This window comes from Sphingomonas abietis (genome assembly GCF_027625475.1).
GTDB lineage: Bacteria > Pseudomonadota > Alphaproteobacteria > Sphingomonadales > Sphingomonadaceae > Solisphingomonas > Solisphingomonas abietis.
Genome location: NZ_CP115174.1, coordinates 3,594,490 through 3,614,799 on the forward strand (window position 1 = coordinate 3,594,490; position 20,310 = coordinate 3,614,799).

Genomic DNA, 20,310 nt, shown 5'->3' on the forward strand with positions numbered 1-20,310 from the left:
CGCCGCGAAACGCCGGCACGTACTGCGTGATCGGATCATCGATGCTTTTCACATAACCATCTCGGACGGCCGCGCCCATCAAAGTCGATGTGATCGATTTCGCCATGGAGAAGCTCGACCAGCGCGTCGCCGGGCCGGTGCCGAGCTCATAATCCTCCAACACCGTACGGCCGTCCTTGAGCACGAGCAGGCCCGCGATGCGGTTGGTGGCGAGATAGTCGTGCAGGTCGAAGGTCCGGCCATGATCGATGAAGTGAATCGGTGGCAAGCTCCGGTCTGACGCCGCGAGCGCGGCAGGATGGCCGCTCGCCTTCACTTCGCCGTGCGGAAAGAGCGTCTCGACATGCGACAGGGTCGAGACGGCCAGATCGGGGTTCATCGCCCCGTCGAAGAGCTGCGGGAGGGACGCGATGCGGGGGGCATCCGTCGCGGCGATCAGCATCGTCGCTCCAAGCAGCGGCGCGATCAGGCGGGTCATGCGGGTGGTCATCGGAAGCCCTCCGAGTGTCGGCATTGATCCAGGCATTTCTCCGCGATCTTGAACGCAGCCCGCGTCCACACCGCGACTTGGGGCTGGCGATCATTCAACGGAAAATGCACATCGAGGTTACGATCTGTGAGCGACTGCCGCGCTCTCGATCGGGACTCTCCTCGCGCGGAATCGAGCCATGGGCACTTAACCGAGTCCCGATCCCGATCGAATTTTGGCACGACGACGACAGACAGCGATGGGTGGATCGACAGATAAGAACCGGCGAGAACCCGCACCGCCTGTCGAGGAGCGAAACGTTGTGAAAGCCATCCCGGAAATCCATGTCGTCAGCGTGTTTGGGGCAGGCCCTGCCGGTGGCAACCCGGCCCCGATCATTCTTGATGCCGACGCTCTGCCGGATAGCGAGATGCAGGCGATCACGCGCCAGTACGGTCACGAGGCCGGCTTCGTCTTGCAGGCGCAAGAGGGAAGCGGATGCGATCTCGCGTTGCGCTTCTGGGTGCCCAACCACGAGGTGGCGATGTGCGGCCATGCGACCGTTGGCGCGGTGTGGCTCCTCGACGCCCTGGGAAGGCTCCCGACATCTTCCCTCTCGATCTCCACGGCAAGCGGCATCGTCCGGGCGACCGTGACGCATGAAGGTTCGGCTGATCGCATCGTCCGCGTCTCCCAACCGGTCGGGGAGGTCCAGGAGATCGCCAACCCTGAATTCCTCGCGGAGGTTGGGTCGGTGCTTGGGTTGCAGGCGACTGACCTTGCATCCTTCCCGGTTCAGAACGCCCGCACGAGCCGCGTGAAGACGCTCATTCCAATGGCCGATGAAGGCGTGCTCGATCGCCTCGCACCCGATTTTGCCCGCATGGAAGCGCTGTGCGATCGGGTCAATTCGACAGGGATGTACCCCTATGCCGTCGTCAATCCGACGCTCCAGGTCTTCGCTGCGCGGCAGTTCCCCCGATCATCCGGCTATCCAGAAGACGCCGCGACCGGGATTGCGGCTGCAGCCCTAGCCTTCGGTCTCCTTGCCAACGGGCTCGTCGAGGCCTCCGACCGAGACATCGTCATCCGGCAGGGCTGGGCGATGGGGCGGCCCTCCGAGATCCGGGTCAACTTTGAGATGAAGGATGGAGCGGTCTCGGCCTGCTGGATCGGCGGCAAGGTGACGCTGTCCGATCTCGCACCGGATCACGCTCATGATCGCTAAGCACCTCGCCGCCCTTGGATGGGCGCTGCCTGACCCTCCAGAGCCGCGCGGCCTTTATTCGCCCATCCAGCAGCATGCCGGCCTCGTCTATGTCAGCGGGCAGCTGTCCAGATCCGCGGAAGGGATCATCCAGGGACCGGCCACGCCCGAGACTGATCCGACGACATATGCCGCCGCGGGCAAGGCCTGTCTCGCGCGTGCTCTGGCAGCGGTCCAGCAAAGCATCGATCTCGATTGTCTCGAGAGGCCTATCTTCCTGCGCGGCTATGTGTTCGCCTCAGCCAGCTTCACGCGCCATTCGGCGGTGCTGGACCACGTATCCGGGCCACTCGCGCAGCTTTTTCCGGGCCTGCCGCCGCCTGCCCGCTCGGCGATCGGTGTCGCCAGTCTGCCCGACGGCGGACTCCTCGAGATCGAAGTGATCTTCGCCCTGCGCACCTAGGCCCTGAGCACTCGTGCTATGCTGTCCGCAAGAGGTAGGTGTGGCTGCCCTTCAGGACGAGGTCACCATCCTGATTATGCACCGTAACATCGGTCTTCACTTCGCCGCGATCGCCCATCGGCGTGAGCGAGACGATTTCGAGCGCGGAATAGAGGGTGTCCCCTGCATGCACTTCCTTGACGAACTTCGCCGAGAGTTCCGTAAACGCGATGAAGATCGATCCGAAATTGTGCGGAAGGAGCGTCGCGCCAGGGGCGGTAAAGGCGAGAACCTGAAGACCATGAACGACCGGAGCGGAATGGCCGAACCGCTTGGCGTATCCGACATCATAGTGAATTGGATGATTGTCGCAGGACACGGTCTGGAATGCCGAGGCGTGGGCGTCGGTGAGCGTCCGGCTCGGAGCGCGGAAGATCTCGCCGACCTTGAGCTCTGCGAAAAGGCGTTCCGGCACCACGTGCCAATCGGTGGGATCGAACGCGAAGGTCATCTCAGATTCCTTGTGTTTGGGGGGGGTATTTCCAGGCCCCTCGCGGCCACCATGTCTCGGCAACCGATTGGGCGAGCCCGCGCGCTCAGGCGGGGTGGATCATATCCCGGGCGTAATCGAGCCCGATCCCGTAGCCACCACCGTGATCGACCACGATACTGCGTGCAGCCTCATAGGTGTCGTGTCGGGTCCAATCGCGCTGCAGCTCCAGCAGAAATTGGAGCCAAGAGGTTAGCACGGCGCCGGCCTGCTCCATCCGGCGCAGCGCGGCGCTGTGGCTTTCCGGGGTCAGGCCCCCACAGGCGTCGGCGACCACCCGAACGGCATAGCCCTCGGCCAGGGCCGAGAGCACCGGAAAGCTGACACAGGCCTCGGTCAGCAGACCGGCAACGACGATGGTCTTTCGTCCCGTGGCGACCAACGCGCCGCGCGCCGCCTCATCCTCCCAGACATTCATGTTCCGGCGCTCGATAGGCGTAAGGTCCGGCAACACCGCGCGCAATGGCGGCATGAGCGGACCGCTATAGACCTTGGACGCCGAGGTGCTGACGATCACCGGGACGTCGAAGGCGCGCGCCGTGCGGGCGAGCGCGATCGCATTGCTGCGCAGCTGCTGGCGGTCACCCGAACCGGTGGCGAAGGCCAATCCAGCCTGTTCGTCGACCAGGAGCACCACACAGTCGTCAGGAGTCAGAAGGTCAGTCGCGGTCATGGGCAGCTCTCTCTCGGTTCGAGGCCAAGCTACCCATCGCGCGCCTCCCCATCTTGTCGATTAGCCCGGTTTCTTGGACGGGCCAGACCTCCCCGCATTGCCCAAATCTTCCGAACGCCGGGCACCGTGATGCGATCATGACGCGATGGTCCGATTAGTATCGATCCTGTCCAAGCCGGGCGGGCGCTATCAGGGCTATGCGTCGTCCGGCTTTCAGCACGAACGGTCGAGATCCACAGCGAGGGAGATCGAGACCGTCGTTTGCGTGAGCCAGAGCGTTACCGCCCGATCGTTCGTGGAGAATCCAGCTAATGTCGAAACAGACCATCGCAGATCTCGTCGCAACCACGCTTGCCGATGCAGGCGTCGAGCGGATCTGGGGCGTTACCGGCGACAGCCTCAACGGGTTGAACGAGAGCCTCAGGCGCCTCGGCTCGATCCGCTGGATGATGACGCGCCACGAAGAGGTCGCGGCGTTCGCAGCCGGCGCAGAGGCGGGGCTCACCGGCAAGCTCGCGGTCTGCGCGGGCTCGTGCGGTCCGGGCAATCTCCATCTCATCAACGGCCTGTTCGACTGCCATCGCAACCATGTGCCGGTCCTCGCGATCGCAGCGCATATCCCCTCGTCGGAGATCGGCCTTGGCTATTTCCAGGAAACGCATCCCCAAGAGCTGTTTCGCGAGTGCAGCCATTTCGTCGAACTGGTGAGCAACCCAAAACAGATGCCCGAGGTTCTCCACCGCGCGATGCGCGCGGCGATCGGCAAGCAGGGCGTCGCCGTCGTCGTCATCCCCGGCGACATCGCCCTTGCCGAGGCGCCCGCCGGTGCATCCGCCACCTTCCCGGCACTCCAACCACCGCGCCTTCTTCCCAACGAAGCGGACATCGACCAGCTCGTCGAGTTGCTGGCCGGCTCCGAGGCGGTCGCCCTGCTCTGCGGCAGCGGCTGCGCTGGCGCGCATGACGAGGTCGTGGCGCTGGCGGATCGGCTCGGGGCGCCGGTCGTCCATGCATTGCGTGGCAAGGAACATGTCGAATGGGACAATCCCTTCGACGTCGGCATGACCGGGCTCATCGGCTTCTCGTCGGGCTATCAGGTCATGGAGAATTGCGACACGCTGCTGATGCTCGGCACTGACTTCCCCTATCGCAACTTCTACCCGAAGGACGCGAAGATCATCCAGGTCGACCGCGACCCGTCCCAGCTCGGCAAGCGTGCCGCGCTCACCCTCGGGATCGTCGGCGACGTGCGCGAGACGATTGGCGCGCTCCTGCCACGCCTCGAGCGGCGCGACGATCGTACCTTCCTGACGCGTGCTCTCGACCATTATGCCGACGCCAGGAAGGGTCTCGACGACCTCGCCACGGCTGACAAGCCGGGGCGTCCCGTCCATCCGCAATATATCGCGAAGCTGGTCAGCGATCTCGCGTCCGACGATGCGGTCATCACCGCCGATGTCGGTACGCCGACTGTCTGGGCGGCGCGCTATCTCAAGATGACGGGCAAGCGGCGCCTGCTCTTCTCTGCCAACCATGGCTCGATGGCGAACGCCCTGCCCCAGGCCCTCGGTGCGCAGGCCGCCTTCCCTGACCGGCAGGTGATCTCGCTCTCGGGCGACGGCGGATTCGCGATGTCGATGGGCGACTTCCTGAGCCTCGCGCAGCTCAACCTGCCGGTGAAGATCGTGCTGTTCGACAACGGGCTGCTCGGGTTCGTCGCAATGGAGCAGAAGGCCGGCGGCTATCTCGACGTCAACGTTCAGCTCCAGAACCCGGACTTTGCCGCCATGGCGAATGCGTGCGGCGTGCTGGGTATACGGGTCGACGAATCAGATCAGGTCGAGCCGGCACTCACGAAGGCCTTCGCCCATGACGGCCCCGCACTGGTCGATATCCGCACCGCGTCGCAGGAACTCGCCATGCCGCCGGCGATCAAGCTCGAACAGGCGAAGGGCTTCAGCCTCTACATGCTCAAGGCGATCATGAGCGGTCGAGGTGATGAAATCATCGAACTCGCGCGGACCAATTTGCGCCTCTGAGATACCGCCGCCGGCGCGCGCGAGGGTCTGACAAAAACCACCACCGAACGCATCACGTTCGTCCAAGACCCATCCGCCCCGGTCGATCAAAACACCCTCGAAACAACGGAAAGACCAACGCGGCGCCGGCAACCACCCGGCGCCGCGAAGGTGAAACCCTTGCCTTCAATGAACGGGAGATCCGCATGTCCATCACCGCCACCCCCACGCCCGGCAAGACGCTCATCTCGCCGACCGACCACACCCTCATCCTCATCGATTTCCAGTCGCAGATGTCGTTTGCGACCAAGTCGATCGACGCGACATTGCTGCGCAATAACGCGGCGCTGATTTCGCACGCCGCCAAGATCTTCAACGTGCCGACGATCCTGACCACCGTCGCTGAAAAGTCCTTCTCGGGCCCGATGTTCTCCGAGATCACCGACGTGTTCCCGGGCCAGAAGCTGTTCGACCGCACGTCGATGAACACCTGGGAAGACGCGCCGGTGATCGAGGAGGTCAACCGCATCGGCAAGACCCGTGTCGTGCTCGCTGGCCTGTGGACCGGCGTCTGCATCGTCGGCCCGACGGCGTCGGCAATCGATCAGGGCTTCGAGGTCTATTTCATCGCCGACGCCTGTGGCGACGTGTCGGACGAGGCCCATGAGCGCGCCTGCCAGCGCATGATCCAGCTCGGCGCGATCCCGATGACCTCGCTCCAGTACATGCTCGAGCTGCAGCGCGACTGGGGCCGCACCGAAACTTACGACGTGGTCACCGGCACCGCGAAGAAGCTGGGCGGCGCCTATGGCCTCGGCATCACCTACGCCAAGACCATGTTTGGCGCGTCGGAAGGCGGGCACTGAGGCCATGCGACCGTACCTTATCTCGCTCGCCGCAGGCGTGCTTGTCGGCGTGATCTACGCCCTGATCAAGGTACGGTCGCCGGCACCGCCGACGATCGCCCTGGTCGGACTTGCAGGCATCCTGATCGGTGAACAGGCCGTCCCGCTCATCAAGAGCTTCTGGGCGAGCAAGGACAAGGCGGCGGAGATCCACGCCGCCTGCACCAATCACGTCTTCGGCAAGCTGCCCGCCAATACCGATACGGACGCGGCGGCGTGACGCTCAGCAGGCGCGACACTCTTCTCGGCGGCGCGGCGATCACGCTCGCGCCGCTTCTCTCCGGAAATGTGAAAGCGGCCATGACCACCACCGACCTGATCCTCGTCAACGCCAAGGTGACGACCCTCGATCGCGAAAACCCCGAGGCCGAAGCCGTCGCGATCCGCGATGGCAAGTTCCTCGCGGTGGGCAGCGAGAAGGACGCGCGCGCCGCCGCCGCCCCGAATGCGATCGTGATCGATGCCAGGCACCGACGCCTGATCCCCGGCCTGATCGATAGCCACATGCACATCATCCGTGGCGGTCTGAACTACAACATGGAGCTGCGCTGGGACGGCGTGCCGAGCCTCGCCGAAGCGATGGCGATGCTCAAGCGTCAGGTCGACAACACCCCGGCGCCGCAATGGGTACGCGTCGTCGGCGGCTTCACTGAGCATCAGTTCGCTGAGAAGCGTCTGCCGACCATCGCCGAACTCAATGCGGTCGCGCCCGACACGCCGGTCTTCATCCTCCATCTTTACGATCGCGCGCTGCTCAACGCCGCCGCGCTACGCGTTGTCGGCTATACGAAGGACACGCCCAACCCGCCCGGCGGCGAGATCGTCCGCGATGCGGCCGGCAACCCCACCGGGCTGCTGCTCGCCCAGCCGAACGCCACGATCCTCTATTCGACCCTGGCCAAGGGACCGAAGCTTCCGCCGGAATATCAGATCAATTCCACGCGCCACTTCATGCGCGAGATGAACGGTCTCGGCGTCACCGGCGTGATCGATGCGGGCGGCGGCTTCCAGAATTATCCCGACGATTATCAGATCATCGAGAAGCTTCACCGCGACGATCAGCTTACGCTGCGGATCAGCTACAACCTCTTTACGCAGAAGCCGAAGGAAGAGCTGGCCGATTTTTCGGGCTGGGTGAAGCAAGTCAGCCCCGGCCAGGGCGACGACACCTATCGCCACAATGGTGCGGGCGAGATGCTGGTCTATTCGGCGGCCGACTTCGAGGATTTCCGCGTCGAGCGCCCCGACATGCCGCCGAGCATGGAAGGCGATCTGGAGCCCGTCATCCGCCTGCTCGCCGAGCATCGCTGGCCGTGGCGCCTTCACGCCACCTATGATGAAACGATCGGCCGCGCGCTCGATGTTTACGAGAAGGTCAATCGCGACATCCCGCTCACCGGCATCCACTGGTTCTTCGACCATGCCGAGACGATCAGCGACCGCAACATCGACCGCATCGCGGCCCTCGGAGGTGGCATCGCGGTCCAGCACCGCATGGCTTATCAGGGCGAATATTTCGTCGAGCGCTACGGCGCCCGCGCGGCGGAGCGCACGCCCCCGATCGCCAAGATGCTCGCCGCCGGCCTGCCGGTCGGTGCGGGCACCGATGCGACGCGCGTCGCATCCTACAATCCCTGGGTCTCGCTGAACTGGCTCGTCACGGGCAAGACTGTCGGCGGCCTTGGTCTCTACCCCGGCGCCAACCGGGTGAGCCGTGAAAAGGCGCTCCGGATGTGGACGCACGAGAACACCTGGTTCTCGAACGAGATCGGCAAGAAAGGGCAAATCAAGGTCGGGCAGCTCGCCGATCTCGCATTGCTCTCCGGCGACTATTTCAGCGTTCCCGAAAGCGATATCCCACACCTGCGCTCCGTGCTGACGGTGCTGGGAGGCAGGGTCGTTTACGGCGAAGGCGACTTCGCGCCGCTTGCGCCCGAGTTGCCAAAACCGATGCCCGACTGGTCGCCGGTCGCGACCTTCGGGGGCTACCATCGCACGCCCGAAGCCAGCGCCAAGCTCGCAAGCGCTTGTGGCTGCGCCAGCGCCTGCCAGGTTCACGGCCATGACCATGCGGCCGCCCTCGGTCGGTCTGTCCCCACGCGCGATGTCCAGACCTTCTGGGGCGCGTTGGGGTGCGGCTGCTGGGCGGTTTAAGACGATCGGAGATACCAAGATGAAGCGTTCAGCCCTGCTAATCGCCGCAGCCCTGCTCGGTGCTGCTCCCATCGCTCCCACCGCCGCCCGCGAGGCTGCGCCATCGGCTGACTATGCGGTCGGCGCGCAATACGACACGACCCACGTCTATGTGGCGCCTGAGGATTTCGACAAGTTCGTCGCGAGCCTCGTCGCGACCTTCGGTGGCACCACTTCGAAACAAGGTGTCTTCCAGGTCACCCCCACCGCGAGCCAGACCATGTCGCAGCTCGTGCTGACGCCGGTCGGCTCGCTTTCGGTGTTCGGCTTCAAGACGCCTATCCCCTACCCGTTCGGCGCCGAGCGCACGGGCTACCTTGTCACCGACATGGACGCTGCAACGACGTCGGCGGTGAAGAATGGCGCTGCGCGTCTGCTGATGACCTTCCCGGATCCGATCGGCCGTGACGTCGTCGTCCAGTGGCCGGGCGGCGTGAACATGCAGCTCTACTGGCACACGACCAAGCCCAACTATCCCGCGCTCGTCCACGTGCCCGAGAACCGCGTCTATCTCACCCCCGATGTCGCCGATGCCTTCATCAGGCACTGGACGGCCTTCGCGCACGCCAAGGTCACCCGCGACGTGCCTGGCGCCGCCGGTGCCGAGATCGGTCAGCCGGGCAAGACCTATCGCCGGATCGAGCTCAGCTCGGGCTACGGCAAGATGCTCGTGATCGTCTCGGACGGGCAGCTTCCGTGGCCCTATGGGCGCGATATGACTGGTTACGAGGTCGACGATCTGACGGCGACCCTTGCCAAGGCGCAGGCCGCCGGCGTCGAGACGCTCGTCCCCGCACACAGCGAAGGCGGTCGATCGTCGGCGCTGGTGCGCTTCCCCGGCGGCTACGTCGCCGAAATCCACAGCAACGCCGGCTGACATGCTCCGTCCCCTCGATCCCTCGCAGGAGCCCCGGTTCGTCGATGCCATCCTTGAATGGCGGCCAACCTGGTTCCTCGCCCGCCTAGCGCTCGTCGGTGCCTACCTGCTTGGCGGGGTGGTCAAGGCGAGCGATTGGAACGCGGCGGTGGCGGAGCAGGCGCATTTCGGCATGCACCCGCCCGCCCTCTGGGCCGCGCTCACCATAGCCGTCGAGTTCATCGGGCCGATCCTCATTCTCTGGGGCAGGTTGGTATGGCTCGGCGCGGGCATGCTTGGCGTGTTCACGCTCCTAGCGGCGGTCACGGCCAACGCCTTTTGGGCCATGCCGGCGGGGCAGGATCGCTTCATGGCGACCAACGCCTTTTTCGAGCATATCGGGCTGATCGGCGGGTTCGTGCTTGCGGCATTGGTTGCCGAGCTCGAGCGCCGGCGTGCGTAAGCTCGCCCTTGTCAGCCTTGTCCTCGCCACCCCCGCTTTCGCGCAGGACCGGGAGCCTTGGCAGCCGCCCACGCTGACCACCACTCGCTATGACGAGGACTGGTCGACGATGGCAGATCCGGCCGATCGCCCGGGCCGGTGGAGCGACAATCTCAAATATATCCCGATAGCCGATGATGCCTATGCGACCGTCGCGGCAGAGCTTCGGGTCCGCAACGAGAGCTATCGCAACAACCTGTGGGGAGGCGCGGCGGCACCCAACGATGGCTATCAGTGGGTGCGTTTCGTACCGAGCGTCGACCTCCACGTCGGACGTGTCCGAGCCTTCATCCAGCCGATCGCCGCCTACGCAATTGGCGTTGCCCCATCACCGAGCCCGATAGACCAGACACGGGTCGACATGTTGCAGGCGTTCACGGACGTTCGCATCGGCGAAGCCGGTACGAACTCCCCCGATGGTTACGGCGTTACGCTCCGAGCCGGCCGCCAAATGATCAGCCTGGGCACCGAGCGGCTGGTGGGAACCCGCTACGGACCGAACACGCCTCTCGCGTTCGACGGGTTCAGGGCGCTTGCTTCGCTCGATGGTGCGACGCTGAGCGTGTTCGCTGTTCGCCCAGTCCAGCCCGGACCGTCGAGCTTCGACGACCGCCGCTCTCGGACCAAGATGTTATGGGGCGTCTATCTGACCCGGCACGGGCTCGATCTCTACTATCTGGGCTTTCACAACGATCAGGCCCGCTTCGGCGGTGTCGTCGGGGATGAGGTGCGGCATAGTGTTGGCGCGCGCGTCTTCGGGAGCAAGAATGGCTGGCACTGGAATGCCGAGGGCATCTACCAGTTCGGCCACTTCACCGATCAGACCATTTCTGCCTGGACCATGGGAACCGAGTTCGGTCACAAGTTTCCGACCGCTCCCGGCGCCCCCGATGCGACATTGCGCTTCAACATTGTAAGCGGAGATCGTCACGCCGGGGACAAGAGCCTCAACACGTTCAATGCGATGTTTCCGAAGGGCAAGTATTTCGGCGAGCTGTCGCCGATCGGCCCGTACAACATCGTTTCGCTGAACCCGAGGGTTGCCTTCACTGTCGCGAAGAACGTGTCGGCGAGCCTGGCGGGCATGGCCTATTGGCGCTTCTCCAAGGCCGACGGGATCTACGATATTCCGGGCAATCTCATTCGCGCCCCGGGGAGTGCTAACTCGCGATTCATTGGCAAAGAGGTCGAGGGCACGCTCGCGTGGCAGGCGACACCCGACCTTGAACTTTCGACATCTCTCTCGCTGTTCAGTTCGGGCAGCTTCATCCGCCAGACCGGCCCTTCACGCACCATCGGGATGCTGGGCCTCGAGGCCAATTTCCGGTTCTGAAGGAGCAATCATGCCCACCCAGTCTCCCTCCCCGTCTCCGCTCCCGGCTCTGCTCCTGTTGCTCTCAGCGATCACCGGGCTCGTCGATGCCGCGAGCATTCTGGGCCTAGGCAAGGTCTTCACGGCCAACATGACCGGCAACGTCGTCTTCCTCGGCTTTGCAGCCGCAGGCACGCCCGGCTTCAAATGGTCCGCTTATGTCGTGGCCATACTGGCCTTCATGGCGGGAGCTCTGGTCGCCGGCCGCCTTGCACGCGGGCACATCGGTCGGCCGATGAGCGCCTGGTTGATGCGTGCATCCCTCCTCGAGACCGCGCTGCTGTGGATCGCGGCCGCAATCGCGATCGGCCTTGAGATTTCAGAGCTTGGCGATGCGCGAACCTTCGCGATCATCGCCTTAACCGGCGTGGCGATGGGCTTTCGCAATGCGACGATCAGGCAACTGAAGGTGCCCGACCTCACCACGACCGTGTTGACCCTGACCATCACTGGCCTCGCGGCAGACTCGTCAGCCGCCGGTGGCAGCAATCCGAACTGGCCACGCCGCGTCGCCGCCGTTGTCTCGATCTTCGTCGGAGCCGCGATCGGTGCATGGTTGGTGCATTTCTACGGTCTTGCCTCCGCACTCGCCGCCGCGGGCCTGGTGGGTCTGGCCGGGACGATCGCATGGGGTCGGCACCCGACCGCCGCCACGCCCGTCGTTGGCTAGTCCCCCTTTCGGGTGGAATTGTTCGACCCGATGGGGGCAGGCCCTTCGGATGCTCAGCGGCTAGGATGAAGTGACTCGCGGGTGGAGAATTTCGAATGCCGATGCTGGAGGTCAGAGACGGGACCCGTCTGTATTACAAGGACTGGGGCAGCGGCACGCCGGTGGTCTTCGCGCATGGGTGGCCGCTCAACAGCGACATGTGGGAAAATCAGATGATGTTCCTGGCGTCGCAGGGCTACCGCGTCATAGCCCACGACCGGCGCGGCTTCGGCCGCTCCGATCAGCCGTGGGACGGATACGACCACAACACCTTCGCCGACGATCTCTCCGAGCTGATCGCCCATCTCGACCTGCGTGACGTCACGCTGATCGGTTATGCCATGGGTGGCGGTGAGGTGACTCGCTATGTCGGGCGGCACGGCTCGGAGCGCATCTCGCGTGTCATTCTGATCGGCTCGACAACCCCGAAGCTCGGCCAGAGCGAAGACTATCCGCACGGCGTTCCCGAGGTCGTTTTCGACAACGTCCGCTCGGGCCTGCTTGCGGATCGCTCGGAATTCCTGCGCGGATTCGCGCGTCTGTTCTTCGCGACCGGCCAGGAGGGCAGCGATGTCTCCGAAGGAAGCCTTGCCCATATCCACCATATGGCGCTTCAGGGATCGCTGAAGGCGGGGCATGACGCGGTGACGGCCTGCGCCACAACCGACTATCGCGACGATATCGAGCGCTTCGACGTGCCGGTGCTGGTCATCCACGGCGAGCACGACGCGTTCGTGCCGTTCAACGCGACGGCGCGCCAGGCGGCGGAGCTGTTTCCGGATGCGACGCTAAAGGTTTACGAGGGCGCCCCGCACGGGATCCTCTTCACGCACAAAGACAGGCTGAACCAGGACATCCTGGAGTTCATTGCCGCCTGACAGGATCGTGACCGATATCGCAGACTATCCGGCTCCCATGATCGAGGCGATGGAGCTCGCTCTCGGGCGTCTGGACGTGCGCGAGGGTCATGCCGTCATTGCGAAGCTTGCAGAGCCTGGTCTCTCAGGTGCCCGTCGCGAAAACCTGCAGCGCCAGTTGCTGACCACGGTCAAATTGGTGATGGGCAACCCGCGCGCGCTGGGGATCCTCGGGGTTGAGCCCCAGGCGCTTCCGGTGGCCTTGTCGGGTATCTGGCCGTTCGCACAGGCCGATCAACTACGCTGTGCGATCGAGGACACCCTCGGGACAGCTGGAAAGTTTCGAACGACGCTGAACCTGCAGGCACCCGACGGTCGGGCGATCCATGCGACGTTCGTGGCCTGGACGGAAGCTGACGGTCGCGACGCAATTTCGTTCGGCCTCCTCGACATCACCGAGCAGATTTGCGTGCAGGATTCGCTGCTCCGCCTTCAGGCCGAGATGGCTCATTCGGACCGGCTGTCCACCCTCGGGGTGATGACCGCAACGATTGCGCACGAAGTTCGCCAGCCTCTCGCGGCAATGATGACATCCGCGGAGGCCGGACTCCGGTGGCTCCATAAGACGCCGCCGGAACTCCGTCAGGTCGAAGACTGTCTCGAGACGATCGTGCTCGGTGCAACGAAAGCCAACGAAACCGTCGCAAAGCTCCGCGCGATGGCCTCGAACCGCGGTCAGGCGCGGGAGGTCTGCGACGTCAAAGTTCTGATCGAGGAGACGGCCGGGTTCCTGCGGCAGGAGCTGGCAAGCCGCCATGCGACATTGTCGCTCGACATTGCAGCCGACCTGCCGACCGTGATTGCCGACGGTGTTCAGGTGCGCCAGGTCCTGACCAATCTGATGGTCAATGCCGCGCAGGCCATGGCCGACGCGCAGTGCTGGAGCCGGGCGCTCAAGGTCCGCGCACGCGGTGACGAGACGTTCGTCATCATCGAGGTTGAGGACAGCGGTCCTGGTATCGCGTCGGCCGATCGGGAGAGATTGTTCGACGGCTTCTTCACGACCAAGGCGACGGGCCTCGGCCTGGGATTGCGGATCTGCCGCGCGATCATCGTCGATCATGGTGGGACGCTAGACCACCTATCCAAGGCGAGCGCGGGCTCGATCTTCCGCTTCACGCTGCCTATTCAGGACATCGTCGACGGGACCCATCAGGAGACTTGAGCATGGCCAAAGCGACGGCCCATATCGGTGCGACGGGCTATCAGGTCGAGATCGCCGCCGGCGGGCATGCGATCGTCGCGGACGAACCTGCCAGCCGAGGGGGCACTGGTGCAGGCCCGGCGCCCTACGATTTGCTGCTGGCGGCGCTCGGCGCCTGCACGGCAATCACGCTGCGCATGTATGCCGATCGCCACGACTGGCCGATCACCTCGCTCGATGTTGACCTGCGGATTGTTGCCTCAGCTGAAGGCAACCGCATCGCCCGCGTGCTGCACATCTCCGGCCCGGATGACGCGGCCAAGGCGAGAATGGCCGAGATCGCGGAGCGCACGCCCGTCACCCTCACGATCAAGAGCGGAATGGCGATCGACACCTCCCTTGCCGGAGTCGGCGCATGAACGACGGGTCGCGCTGGGTTGACGGCGCCATCGCAAGGAATACCGGAGACGGGAAGTTTCAGGCCAGCATTAGAACGGCAGGCATCGAGATCCTCGCCGATGAGCCGCTCTCGGTCGGCGGCAACGGCTCTGGCCCCAGCCCGTATCAAATGCTGGCGGCGGCCTTGGCCGCATGCACTACGATGACCGTGAAGCTCTATGCCGAGCGCAAAGGCTGGCCTGTCACGCATGTCGAGACGAGCGTCGAGCACTCTCGACAGAACGATCTTGACCCGGCGGACTGTTTCACGCGTCGCATCGAGATCGAAGGTGAGATCGACACGCTTCAGAAGGCGCGCTTGATGGAGATCGCGGACCACTGCCCGGTCCATCGCACATTGACCGGAGGAGCGCGGGTGGAGACTTTGTCGGCGGATGCACCTTCACGGCCGATGTCAGCATCGGATCACGCGGTCGATATGGAAGCGTTGATTTCTGTCGGCCGTGGCTCGTTTGACTTTACCGAATGACCCGGGCTGGAGACCCTGGGTTTGTCGGTAACAACGCTGGCGGCGATATGATGGAGAACGATCCGACGAGCGGCGAGGACGATACCGACGAATACTTCGTCATTCCTGAGGAGGCGGTGCAATACCTCCCGGCCGAGTGGCGCGATCAGATCCAGGCGATGGCGGCCGACGGGCGGGCCGTCCTCAAATCCGTCGACCGCGAGCTTTCGCAGCTTTCCCGCCTGTCATTTGCCTCGATCACGTTGGTGACGCTCAAGCACATCAAGCGGCGCCTGACGGATTATCGGTTCGCGCCGACTATGGATTCGATCCTCGAAAACGAGATGCTCACCGGTGCCTTTGCCGTGACCTATGTCCGATTGCAGGAAGGTGGTGCAGGCAGCGGGTTTTCACGTGGCGCACTCCCGGAACATCTACGCCCATTCCATGACGAAATTGTCGAACTGCGAAACAAGCGGTTCGCTCACAATGCAGGCCACCACACGGTGCATGAAGCGATGGAGATCGGGTTCGCCGAGCAGAGGTTCGAAGTTCACCTCGGCGCCGAGCTCCGCATTCAAATCGGCGGAGCTCCGGAGTGGCAGGAACTCGTGGATTTCGTCGACGGACTCATCGCCGACAGGATGGATAAGGTGATGGCCAAACTTGCGGAGAAGACCGGTCTAGAATGGACGCTGCCGAAAGGGCCGCCGCCTGAGGATATGCGACAACTGAATTAGTTCTCTGCGCTCTCAGGGATGTCGAAGAGATGCCGATACTGCCGCGGCTGCGACCGCAGATACTGGTCTGGAGCGTGGACATGCGCGCCGAGATGCGCGGCCGCGTGCCACGGCCAGCGCGCATCGTAAAGGATCGTGCGAGCGATCGCGATAAGGTCGGCGTCACCGGTGCCGACGATGGTCTCCGCCTGGTCGAAATCGGTGATCAGCCCGACAGCGACCACGGGCATCGAGACCTCCCGCTTGATCGCTCGCGCGAGCGGCACCTGATATCCTGGCCCTACCGGGATATTCTGCCGATGATCCAAACCGCCGCTGGAGACGTGGATCGCTGAGCACCCGCGTTTTTCGAGCTCACGCGCGAATTCGACGGCCTGATCGATGGTCCATCCACCTTCCACCCAGTCCGTGCCTGAAATCCGCATCGAGACAGGCCGCTCGGCCGGAAAAGCGGCTCGGACGATCTCGAACAGTTCGAGCGGAAACCGCATCCGGTTTTCGAGCGAGCCGCCATACGCGTCGTCGCGCCGGTTCGAGAGCGGCGAAAGAAATTGATGGATCAGATAGCCGTGCCCCCCGTGAAGCTGCACCAGATCCAGTCCGAGTTCGCCGGCGCGTTTGGCAGCCGCGCCGAAAGCCTCGCGAATGCGTGCAAGACCAGCCTCGTCGAGCGCCATGGGAGCGTGACTATGCGCGCCGAAGGGAATGGCGGAGGGAGCGACCGTCTGCCAACCATTCGCCATGTCCGGTGAAATCTGGTGGCCGCCCTCCCAGGGCCTTGCGACGGACGCCTTGCGTCCTGCGTGGGCGAGCTGGACGCCGATTGGCATGTCGGACCACTTGCGGACGCTTTGAAGAACCGCGGCCATCGCAGCCTGCGTTTCAGCATCCCACAGACCGACATCGGCGTAGCTAATTCGCCCCTCAGGCAGGACGGCGGTCGCTTCGATGGTCAGCAACCCTGCGCCTGAAAGAGCTAGATGGCCGAGATGGATGAGGTGCCAATCGTTCATCCGCCCATCGGTCGCCGAATATTGGCACATCGGTGCAATAACGATGCGGTTCGGAAGGGTCAGATCGCCGATCGTCAGCGGCTCGAACAGCTTCGGGTGGCTCATGGTCGAGGCTTCCTATCAACCTTTTCATCAGGATACGGCGCACGACGGCTCACGGCCACCCAACCGATGGTTGGGGTGCGTCTCACGCCTTCGATCGATTCAACGCCCTGACGATCCGCCGGTCGGGCACCAGCCAGAGCAGGATGACGACGATATAGAGGACGAGCGCGAACCAGCGGCTCACATAAGCCAGCGGGACAGCGACAACGTAAAGCGCGATGCTACCCACTCCCTTCCAGTCGCTTCCGATCGCCTGCGCGACGGGCGAGTCCGGCCCGTTGCAGGCGATGATCGACCGCTCGGTCAGCGCGTATCCGACCGACGCCAGACCGAGGACGATTCCGTAGGCGGCGGTCGCGCCGGGTGCAAAGCCGCTGTCGTCGAGCCAGCGAATGACGAACGGCACGAGACTCAGCCAGAACAGCAGGAAGAGGTTCGCCCAAAGCACGCGGCCGTCGATCCGTTCCGTTGCGTGCAGCATGTGGTGATGGTTGTTCCAATAGAGGCCCACGTTCACGAAGCTCAGCAGATAGGCTAGCAGGACGGGCGCGCTCGACGCGAGATCGCGCAGGTCGCCGCCTTGCGGCACCCTCAACTCGAGCACCATGATCGTGATGATGATCGCGACGACGCCATCGGTGAAGGCCTCGAGCCGGCCCGTGTTCATGCCGCGCACCCTCATAGGTCTGCCGCTCCGGCGAGATCGACATCCCCTCTCGCCCGCTCGACGAGTTCGTTCAGCAGCCAGGTCGCGGCCGGCCCCGGAGGCCGATCTCGGCGCCAGATCCCGGCGAACCGATACATCCCGCCGGGATCATCCGGCATGATGAGGCGCTTGAGCGTGCCGGCGATAAGGTCGCTCTCGATCAGGGGCAGCGGCATGTTTCCCCAGCCGATACCCTCGCGGAGCAACTGATGCTTGGCCCCGAGATCGGCGAGCCTCCACGTGCGGGGACTGAGAACCGCGAAGTCGCGGCCATCGGTCAGCGGCGAGCGATCGGTGAGGACGAGCTGGACGTGGTCCCGCCCTGCCCCGGACGGAATCTTCTCATAGCATGCGAGCGGGTGATCCGGCGCGGCGACGGGCACCATGGGGACGCTTCCGGCCGCTACAGACGCGATGCCGTCGATTCCGACCGCGAGCGGTCCGGACAGGCCAATGACAGCGCGCCCATCAAGCACATGCGCTGCCACCGCGCCTAGCGCTTCGACGTGCAGCCGCAGGGTCACGGTCGGATAGGTTGCGGCGAAGGCGCGAAGGACTTCGCCCAGCCGCCGCGCCGGCAGCATGACATCGACCGCGAAATTCACTTCGGCCTCAAGGCCATCCATCAGCCCTTTGACCTTGGCCTTCAGCCCATCAATGCCGCTCGCGACGGTGCGCGCTTCGGCAAGCACCGCCCTCCCCGCCTCCGTGAGCTTCGGCCGCCGCGTGCCTTCGCGCTCGAACAGGATCACGCCGAGCTGCGCTTCGAGGTTGGCGATGCCGTAGCTGATTACCGAAACCGCACGGTTGAGGCGGCGACCTGCAGACGCGAAGCTGCCTTCGTCCACGACTGCGAGGAAGATGCGCAATTGATCGAAAGTCGGAGTGCCGGGGTCGCTCATTTCAACTTGCTCGAACGTTTTCTGATATCTTATCCGGCTGATGCGATAAGCAGCGCTCGCCTACATCGTCTTCATCGGCCGACACAGTAGTCGGCCAGGGAGACGACCCATGATCGAACTTCGGCCTTTCAATAGCCTCGGTGGCGCGAACCATGGCTGGCTCGACGCCAAGCACCATTTCTCCTTCGCCAATTACTACGATCCCCAGCGCACCAACTGGGGCAGCCTGCGCGTCTGGAACGACGACACGATCGCCCCCCAGAGCGGCTTTCCGCCGCATCCGCATCGGGACATGGAGATCATCACCTATGTGCGCGAAGGCGCGATCACCCATCAGGACAATCTCGGTAATCTCGGTCGCACGGAGGCTGGCGACGTCCAGGTGATGTCGGCCGGCACCGGGATTGCCCATGCCGAGTATAACAAGGAGGACACCACCACCAAGATCTTCCAGATCTGGATTCAGCCGACCCAGACCGGGGAGAAGCCCAGCTGGGGCGCCCGGCCCTTCCCGAAGGGCGATCGCTCGGGTCAGTTCGTGGTGCTCGCCTCCGGCTTTGCCAACGACAACGACGCCTTGCCGATCCGCACCGACGCCCGCGTCGTCGGCGCCACGCTCAAGGCTGGCGAGACCGCTGAGTATCACTTCGACGAGGATCGGTTCGGGTACCTCGTTCCGGCGACCGGCTCGGTCGAGATTGACGGACTGCGCGTCAATGCACGCGACGGCGCGGCAATCCGGGATCAGTCCGTGATCCGCGTCACGGCTGTCGAGGACAGCGAACTGGTGCTGGTCGACGCCGCCGCCTGATCGCCACGATAAAGCGCAACTTGGGACCGGGCCCATGGGCTCGGTCCCTTTGCGTATCACCGATGCAGGCTGTCCGTTTCGCAATGGCCTTCCTCGTCACCACGCCTTTCGGAAGCGATAGTGAAGCCTTGGTGGCATCGTAGGAATCCCAACGAAGGTTTGGGCTGCGATCACACCTCTCGCTCAACAGAATGCAGAGATCCCCAAACCTCGGTTGTGCAGCCCCCGAACCTTCGTTGGGCTGCAAGCCCAAATCCTGCCCCGCTACCATCTCGCTGAACCCGGCCATCGTGCCGCCAGCACCCGGCCGCGCCGGAAGAAGGGAATAAGAGATGGACCATGTGATCGACCGCCCGAGCGGTATGACGGACCTCCCCGAAGAGGCCACTCGCGACATCGGTGCGGCGCTGCGCGCGCTGCTTGCAGACGTGTTCGCGCTCTACGTGAAGACCAAGAACTTCCATTGGCACATGAGCGGCGCGCACTTCCGCGATTATCATCTCCTCCTCGACGAACAGAGCAGCCAGATCTTCGCTATGACCGATCCGATCGCCGAACGCTCGCGCAAGATCGGCGGCGCTGCCATCACGTCGATTGGCGACATCGCCCGCCTGCAGCGCATCGCTGACAATGACGCCAAATATGTCGATCCGCTGGACATGCTGGCTGAGCTTCGCGACGATAACGTGCAGGTGATTTCGGCGATGCGCAGCGTCCACGCCGTCTGCGACGAGTATCACGACGTCGCGACAGCGAGTCTTCTCGAAAACTGGATCGACGAGAGCGAGCGCCGAGCGTGGTTCCTGCATCAGTCGTTCCATCGTCCGGGACGCTGAATGCCGCCGGCGCATGGCGCGCCGAACAGGATGACGGGGGACTTCGAGAGACCACGGCGGGGCAGCACGGAGAATGATCGCAATGACCACGCAGCTCACCAGCCACCTTGAGGCCCCCGCTCCCCGCTCCCTAGAGCCGGGAGCAACGCTCGCGCTGATCGAGCGATATTGCTTCGATCGCGGCCACGAGGTTCCCCGACTCCAACTCACAGAGTTCGGTGGCAATGTCTCGTTGAGCGCAGTCGCGCCCGACGGATGCCACTTCTCTTTCTCGATCGAATGATCGCAGGATTGCGGATCGATCGTTGTTCGCTGCTGAATAGCTCGGACAAG

At 64.0% G+C, this 20,310-nt stretch carries 23 protein-coding genes and 1 pseudogene; 18 read left to right on the forward strand and 6 right to left on the reverse strand.

All coding sequences use genetic code 11. The features are described 5' to 3' along the window. Nucleotides 1-22: 22 nt before the first annotated feature. Nucleotides 23-526, reverse strand: a pseudogene (locus PBT88_RS16835) (hypothetical protein); the annotation flags it as partial. Nucleotides 527-728: 202 nt separating this feature from the next. Here PBT88_RS16835 and PBT88_RS16840 point away from each other — a divergent pair. Continuing rightward, entirely contained in the window at nucleotides 729-1,697 is a 969-nt protein-coding gene (locus PBT88_RS16840; RefSeq protein ID WP_270076462.1) for a PhzF family phenazine biosynthesis protein, read from the forward strand. Beyond that, a complete protein-coding gene (locus PBT88_RS16845) occupies nucleotides 1,687-2,139 on the forward strand; it encodes a RidA family protein (protein ID WP_270076463.1) in 453 nt (150 codons plus the stop codon). Before PBT88_RS16840 ends, PBT88_RS16845 begins: the two co-directional genes overlap by 11 nt. A 16-nt stretch (nucleotides 2,140-2,155) precedes the next feature. Here the strand turns inward: PBT88_RS16845 and PBT88_RS16850 are convergent, their stop codons facing one another. Further along, nucleotides 2,156-2,629 carry a MaoC family dehydratase gene (locus tag PBT88_RS16850; RefSeq protein ID WP_270076464.1) on the reverse strand — a complete coding sequence of 158 codons (474 nt, stop codon included), beginning with the start codon at nucleotides 2,627-2,629 and terminating at the stop codon, nucleotides 2,156-2,158. Between the two features lie 85 nt (nucleotides 2,630-2,714). Beyond that, nucleotides 2,715-3,341: a hydrolase gene (locus tag PBT88_RS16855; protein WP_270076465.1), complete on the reverse strand. Its 627-nt coding sequence runs from the start codon at nucleotides 3,339-3,341 to the stop codon at nucleotides 2,715-2,717. Between the two features lie 311 nt (nucleotides 3,342-3,652). Here PBT88_RS16855 and poxB point away from each other — a divergent pair, with 311 nt between their 5' ends. The 13 genes from poxB to PBT88_RS16920 all read left to right on the forward strand — a co-directional run bounded on the left by poxB (nucleotide 3,653) and on the right by PBT88_RS16920 (nucleotide 15,604). Continuing rightward, on the forward strand, nucleotides 3,653-5,380 hold the full coding sequence (gene poxB, locus PBT88_RS16860; protein ID WP_270076466.1) for a ubiquinone-dependent pyruvate dehydrogenase: 1,728 nt from the start codon (nucleotides 3,653-3,655) through the stop codon (nucleotides 5,378-5,380). 185 nt (nucleotides 5,381-5,565) lie between these two features. After that, complete coding sequence (locus PBT88_RS16865) at nucleotides 5,566-6,225, forward strand: hydrolase (protein WP_270076467.1); 660 nt, start codon at nucleotides 5,566-5,568, stop codon at nucleotides 6,223-6,225. Nucleotides 6,226-6,229: 4 nt separating this feature from the next. Next, nucleotides 6,230-6,484 (forward strand): XapX domain-containing protein, encoded by a 255-nt coding sequence (locus PBT88_RS16870; RefSeq protein ID WP_270076468.1) that lies wholly within the window; start codon nucleotides 6,230-6,232, stop codon nucleotides 6,482-6,484. An 80-nt stretch (nucleotides 6,485-6,564) separates the two neighbouring features. Continuing rightward, nucleotides 6,565-8,418: an amidohydrolase gene (locus PBT88_RS16875; RefSeq protein ID WP_270079298.1), complete on the forward strand. Its 1,854-nt coding sequence runs from the start codon at nucleotides 6,565-6,567 to the stop codon at nucleotides 8,416-8,418. 19 nt (nucleotides 8,419-8,437) lie between these two features. Continuing rightward, a complete protein-coding gene (locus tag PBT88_RS16880; protein WP_270076469.1) occupies nucleotides 8,438-9,334 on the forward strand; it encodes a VOC family protein in 897 nt (298 codons plus the stop codon). A 1-nt stretch (nucleotide 9,335) separates the two neighbouring features. Beyond that, on the forward strand, nucleotides 9,336-9,776 hold the full coding sequence (locus PBT88_RS16885; RefSeq protein WP_270076470.1) for a DoxX family protein: 441 nt from the start codon (nucleotides 9,336-9,338) through the stop codon (nucleotides 9,774-9,776). After that, the gene (locus PBT88_RS16890) at nucleotides 9,769-11,148 is read left to right on the forward strand and encodes an alginate export family protein (protein ID WP_270076471.1); all 1,380 of its coding nucleotides are present in this window, start codon (nucleotides 9,769-9,771) and stop codon (nucleotides 11,146-11,148) included. The genes PBT88_RS16885 and PBT88_RS16890 overlap by 8 nt, the downstream gene beginning before the upstream one ends. 10 nt (nucleotides 11,149-11,158) lie before the next feature. Beyond that, nucleotides 11,159-11,857, forward strand: a complete 699-nt coding sequence (locus PBT88_RS16895; protein WP_270076472.1) for a YoaK family protein — start codon at nucleotides 11,159-11,161, stop codon at nucleotides 11,855-11,857. Nucleotides 11,858-11,952: 95 nt separating this feature from the next. Then, on the forward strand, nucleotides 11,953-12,774 hold the full coding sequence (locus PBT88_RS16900; protein ID WP_270076473.1) for an alpha/beta fold hydrolase: 822 nt from the start codon (nucleotides 11,953-11,955) through the stop codon (nucleotides 12,772-12,774). A gap of 7 nt (nucleotides 12,775-12,781) precedes the next feature. Continuing rightward, complete coding sequence (locus PBT88_RS16905) at nucleotides 12,782-13,978, forward strand: sensor histidine kinase (protein ID WP_270076474.1); 1,197 nt, start codon at nucleotides 12,782-12,784, stop codon at nucleotides 13,976-13,978. 2 nt (nucleotides 13,979-13,980) lie between these two features. Then, on the forward strand, nucleotides 13,981-14,376 hold the full coding sequence (locus PBT88_RS16910) for an OsmC family protein (protein WP_270076475.1): 396 nt from the start codon (nucleotides 13,981-13,983) through the stop codon (nucleotides 14,374-14,376). Beyond that, the gene (locus PBT88_RS16915) at nucleotides 14,373-14,885 is read left to right on the forward strand and encodes an OsmC family protein (RefSeq protein ID WP_270076476.1); all 513 of its coding nucleotides are present in this window, start codon (nucleotides 14,373-14,375) and stop codon (nucleotides 14,883-14,885) included. Before PBT88_RS16910 ends, PBT88_RS16915 begins: the two co-directional genes overlap by 4 nt. Nucleotides 14,886-14,935: 50 nt before the next feature. Next, nucleotides 14,936-15,604: a hypothetical protein gene (locus tag PBT88_RS16920; RefSeq protein ID WP_270076477.1), complete on the forward strand. Its 669-nt coding sequence runs from the start codon at nucleotides 14,936-14,938 to the stop codon at nucleotides 15,602-15,604. Here PBT88_RS16920 and PBT88_RS16925 read toward each other — a convergent pair. The 3 genes from PBT88_RS16925 to PBT88_RS16935 all read right to left on the reverse strand — a co-directional run bounded on the left by PBT88_RS16925 (nucleotide 15,601) and on the right by PBT88_RS16935 (nucleotide 18,330). Beyond that, nucleotides 15,601-16,722: an NADH:flavin oxidoreductase/NADH oxidase gene (locus PBT88_RS16925; protein WP_270076478.1), complete on the reverse strand. Its 1,122-nt coding sequence runs from the start codon at nucleotides 16,720-16,722 to the stop codon at nucleotides 15,601-15,603. The two genes, PBT88_RS16920 and PBT88_RS16925, sit on opposite strands and share 4 nt — an antisense overlap. A gap of 82 nt (nucleotides 16,723-16,804) precedes the next feature. Beyond that, entirely contained in the window at nucleotides 16,805-17,389 is a 585-nt protein-coding gene (locus PBT88_RS16930; RefSeq protein WP_270076479.1) for a TMEM175 family protein, read from the reverse strand. Nucleotides 17,390-17,400: 11 nt separating this feature from the next. Then, nucleotides 17,401-18,330, reverse strand: coding sequence for a LysR family transcriptional regulator (locus PBT88_RS16935; protein ID WP_270076480.1), 930 nt, complete (start codon nucleotides 18,328-18,330; stop codon nucleotides 17,401-17,403). 109 nt (nucleotides 18,331-18,439) lie between these two features. On the opposite strand from PBT88_RS16935, the gene PBT88_RS16940 reads away from it, so the two are divergent. The 3 genes from PBT88_RS16940 (at nucleotide 18,440) to PBT88_RS16950 (ending at nucleotide 20,260) form a co-directional block, all read left to right on the forward strand. Further along, nucleotides 18,440-19,141 carry a pirin family protein gene (locus tag PBT88_RS16940; protein ID WP_270076481.1) on the forward strand — a complete coding sequence of 234 codons (702 nt, stop codon included), beginning with the start codon at nucleotides 18,440-18,442 and terminating at the stop codon, nucleotides 19,139-19,141. A gap of 332 nt (nucleotides 19,142-19,473) precedes the next feature. Continuing rightward, complete coding sequence (locus PBT88_RS16945) at nucleotides 19,474-19,977, forward strand: Dps family protein (protein ID WP_270076482.1); 504 nt, start codon at nucleotides 19,474-19,476, stop codon at nucleotides 19,975-19,977. A gap of 82 nt (nucleotides 19,978-20,059) precedes the next feature. Beyond that, nucleotides 20,060-20,260, forward strand: a complete 201-nt coding sequence (locus PBT88_RS16950; protein WP_270076483.1) for a hypothetical protein — start codon at nucleotides 20,060-20,062, stop codon at nucleotides 20,258-20,260. Nucleotides 20,261-20,310 lie beyond the last annotated feature (50 nt).

Excerpts from the sequence above, each read along its gene's own strand:
- PBT88_RS16840 (WP_270076462.1), top strand. The coding sequence starts at position 729 with ATGGGTGGATCGACAGATAAGAACCGGCGAGAACCCGCACCGCCTGTC.
- PBT88_RS16845 (WP_270076463.1), top strand. The coding sequence starts at position 1,687 with ATGATCGCTAAGCACCTCGCCGCCCTTGGATGGGCGCTGCCTGACCCT.
- PBT88_RS16850 (WP_270076464.1), bottom strand. The coding sequence starts at position 2,629 with ATGACCTTCGCGTTCGATCCCACCGATTGGCACGTGGTGCCGGAACGC.
- PBT88_RS16855 (WP_270076465.1), bottom strand. The coding sequence starts at position 3,341 with ATGACCGCGACTGACCTTCTGACTCCTGACGACTGTGTGGTGCTCCTG.
- poxB (WP_270076466.1), top strand. The coding sequence starts at position 3,653 with ATGTCGAAACAGACCATCGCAGATCTCGTCGCAACCACGCTTGCCGAT.
- PBT88_RS16865 (WP_270076467.1), top strand. The coding sequence starts at position 5,566 with ATGTCCATCACCGCCACCCCCACGCCCGGCAAGACGCTCATCTCGCCG.
- PBT88_RS16870 (WP_270076468.1), top strand. The coding sequence starts at position 6,230 with ATGCGACCGTACCTTATCTCGCTCGCCGCAGGCGTGCTTGTCGGCGTG.
- PBT88_RS16875 (WP_270079298.1), top strand. The coding sequence starts at position 6,565 with ATGACCACCACCGACCTGATCCTCGTCAACGCCAAGGTGACGACCCTC.
- PBT88_RS16880 (WP_270076469.1), top strand. The coding sequence starts at position 8,438 with ATGAAGCGTTCAGCCCTGCTAATCGCCGCAGCCCTGCTCGGTGCTGCT.
- PBT88_RS16885 (WP_270076470.1), top strand. The coding sequence starts at position 9,336 with ATGCTCCGTCCCCTCGATCCCTCGCAGGAGCCCCGGTTCGTCGATGCC.
- PBT88_RS16895 (WP_270076472.1), top strand. The coding sequence starts at position 11,159 with ATGCCCACCCAGTCTCCCTCCCCGTCTCCGCTCCCGGCTCTGCTCCTG.
- PBT88_RS16900 (WP_270076473.1), top strand. The coding sequence starts at position 11,953 with ATGCCGATGCTGGAGGTCAGAGACGGGACCCGTCTGTATTACAAGGAC.
- PBT88_RS16910 (WP_270076475.1), top strand. The coding sequence starts at position 13,981 with ATGGCCAAAGCGACGGCCCATATCGGTGCGACGGGCTATCAGGTCGAG.
- PBT88_RS16915 (WP_270076476.1), top strand. The coding sequence starts at position 14,373 with ATGAACGACGGGTCGCGCTGGGTTGACGGCGCCATCGCAAGGAATACC.
- PBT88_RS16920 (WP_270076477.1), top strand. The coding sequence starts at position 14,936 with ATGGAGAACGATCCGACGAGCGGCGAGGACGATACCGACGAATACTTC.
- PBT88_RS16925 (WP_270076478.1), bottom strand. The coding sequence starts at position 16,722 with ATGAGCCACCCGAAGCTGTTCGAGCCGCTGACGATCGGCGATCTGACC.
- PBT88_RS16930 (WP_270076479.1), bottom strand. The coding sequence starts at position 17,389 with ATGAACACGGGCCGGCTCGAGGCCTTCACCGATGGCGTCGTCGCGATC.
- PBT88_RS16935 (WP_270076480.1), bottom strand. The coding sequence starts at position 18,330 with ATGAGCGACCCCGGCACTCCGACTTTCGATCAATTGCGCATCTTCCTC.
- PBT88_RS16940 (WP_270076481.1), top strand. The coding sequence starts at position 18,440 with ATGATCGAACTTCGGCCTTTCAATAGCCTCGGTGGCGCGAACCATGGC.
- PBT88_RS16945 (WP_270076482.1), top strand. The coding sequence starts at position 19,474 with ATGGACCATGTGATCGACCGCCCGAGCGGTATGACGGACCTCCCCGAA.
- PBT88_RS16950 (WP_270076483.1), top strand. The coding sequence starts at position 20,060 with ATGACCACGCAGCTCACCAGCCACCTTGAGGCCCCCGCTCCCCGCTCC.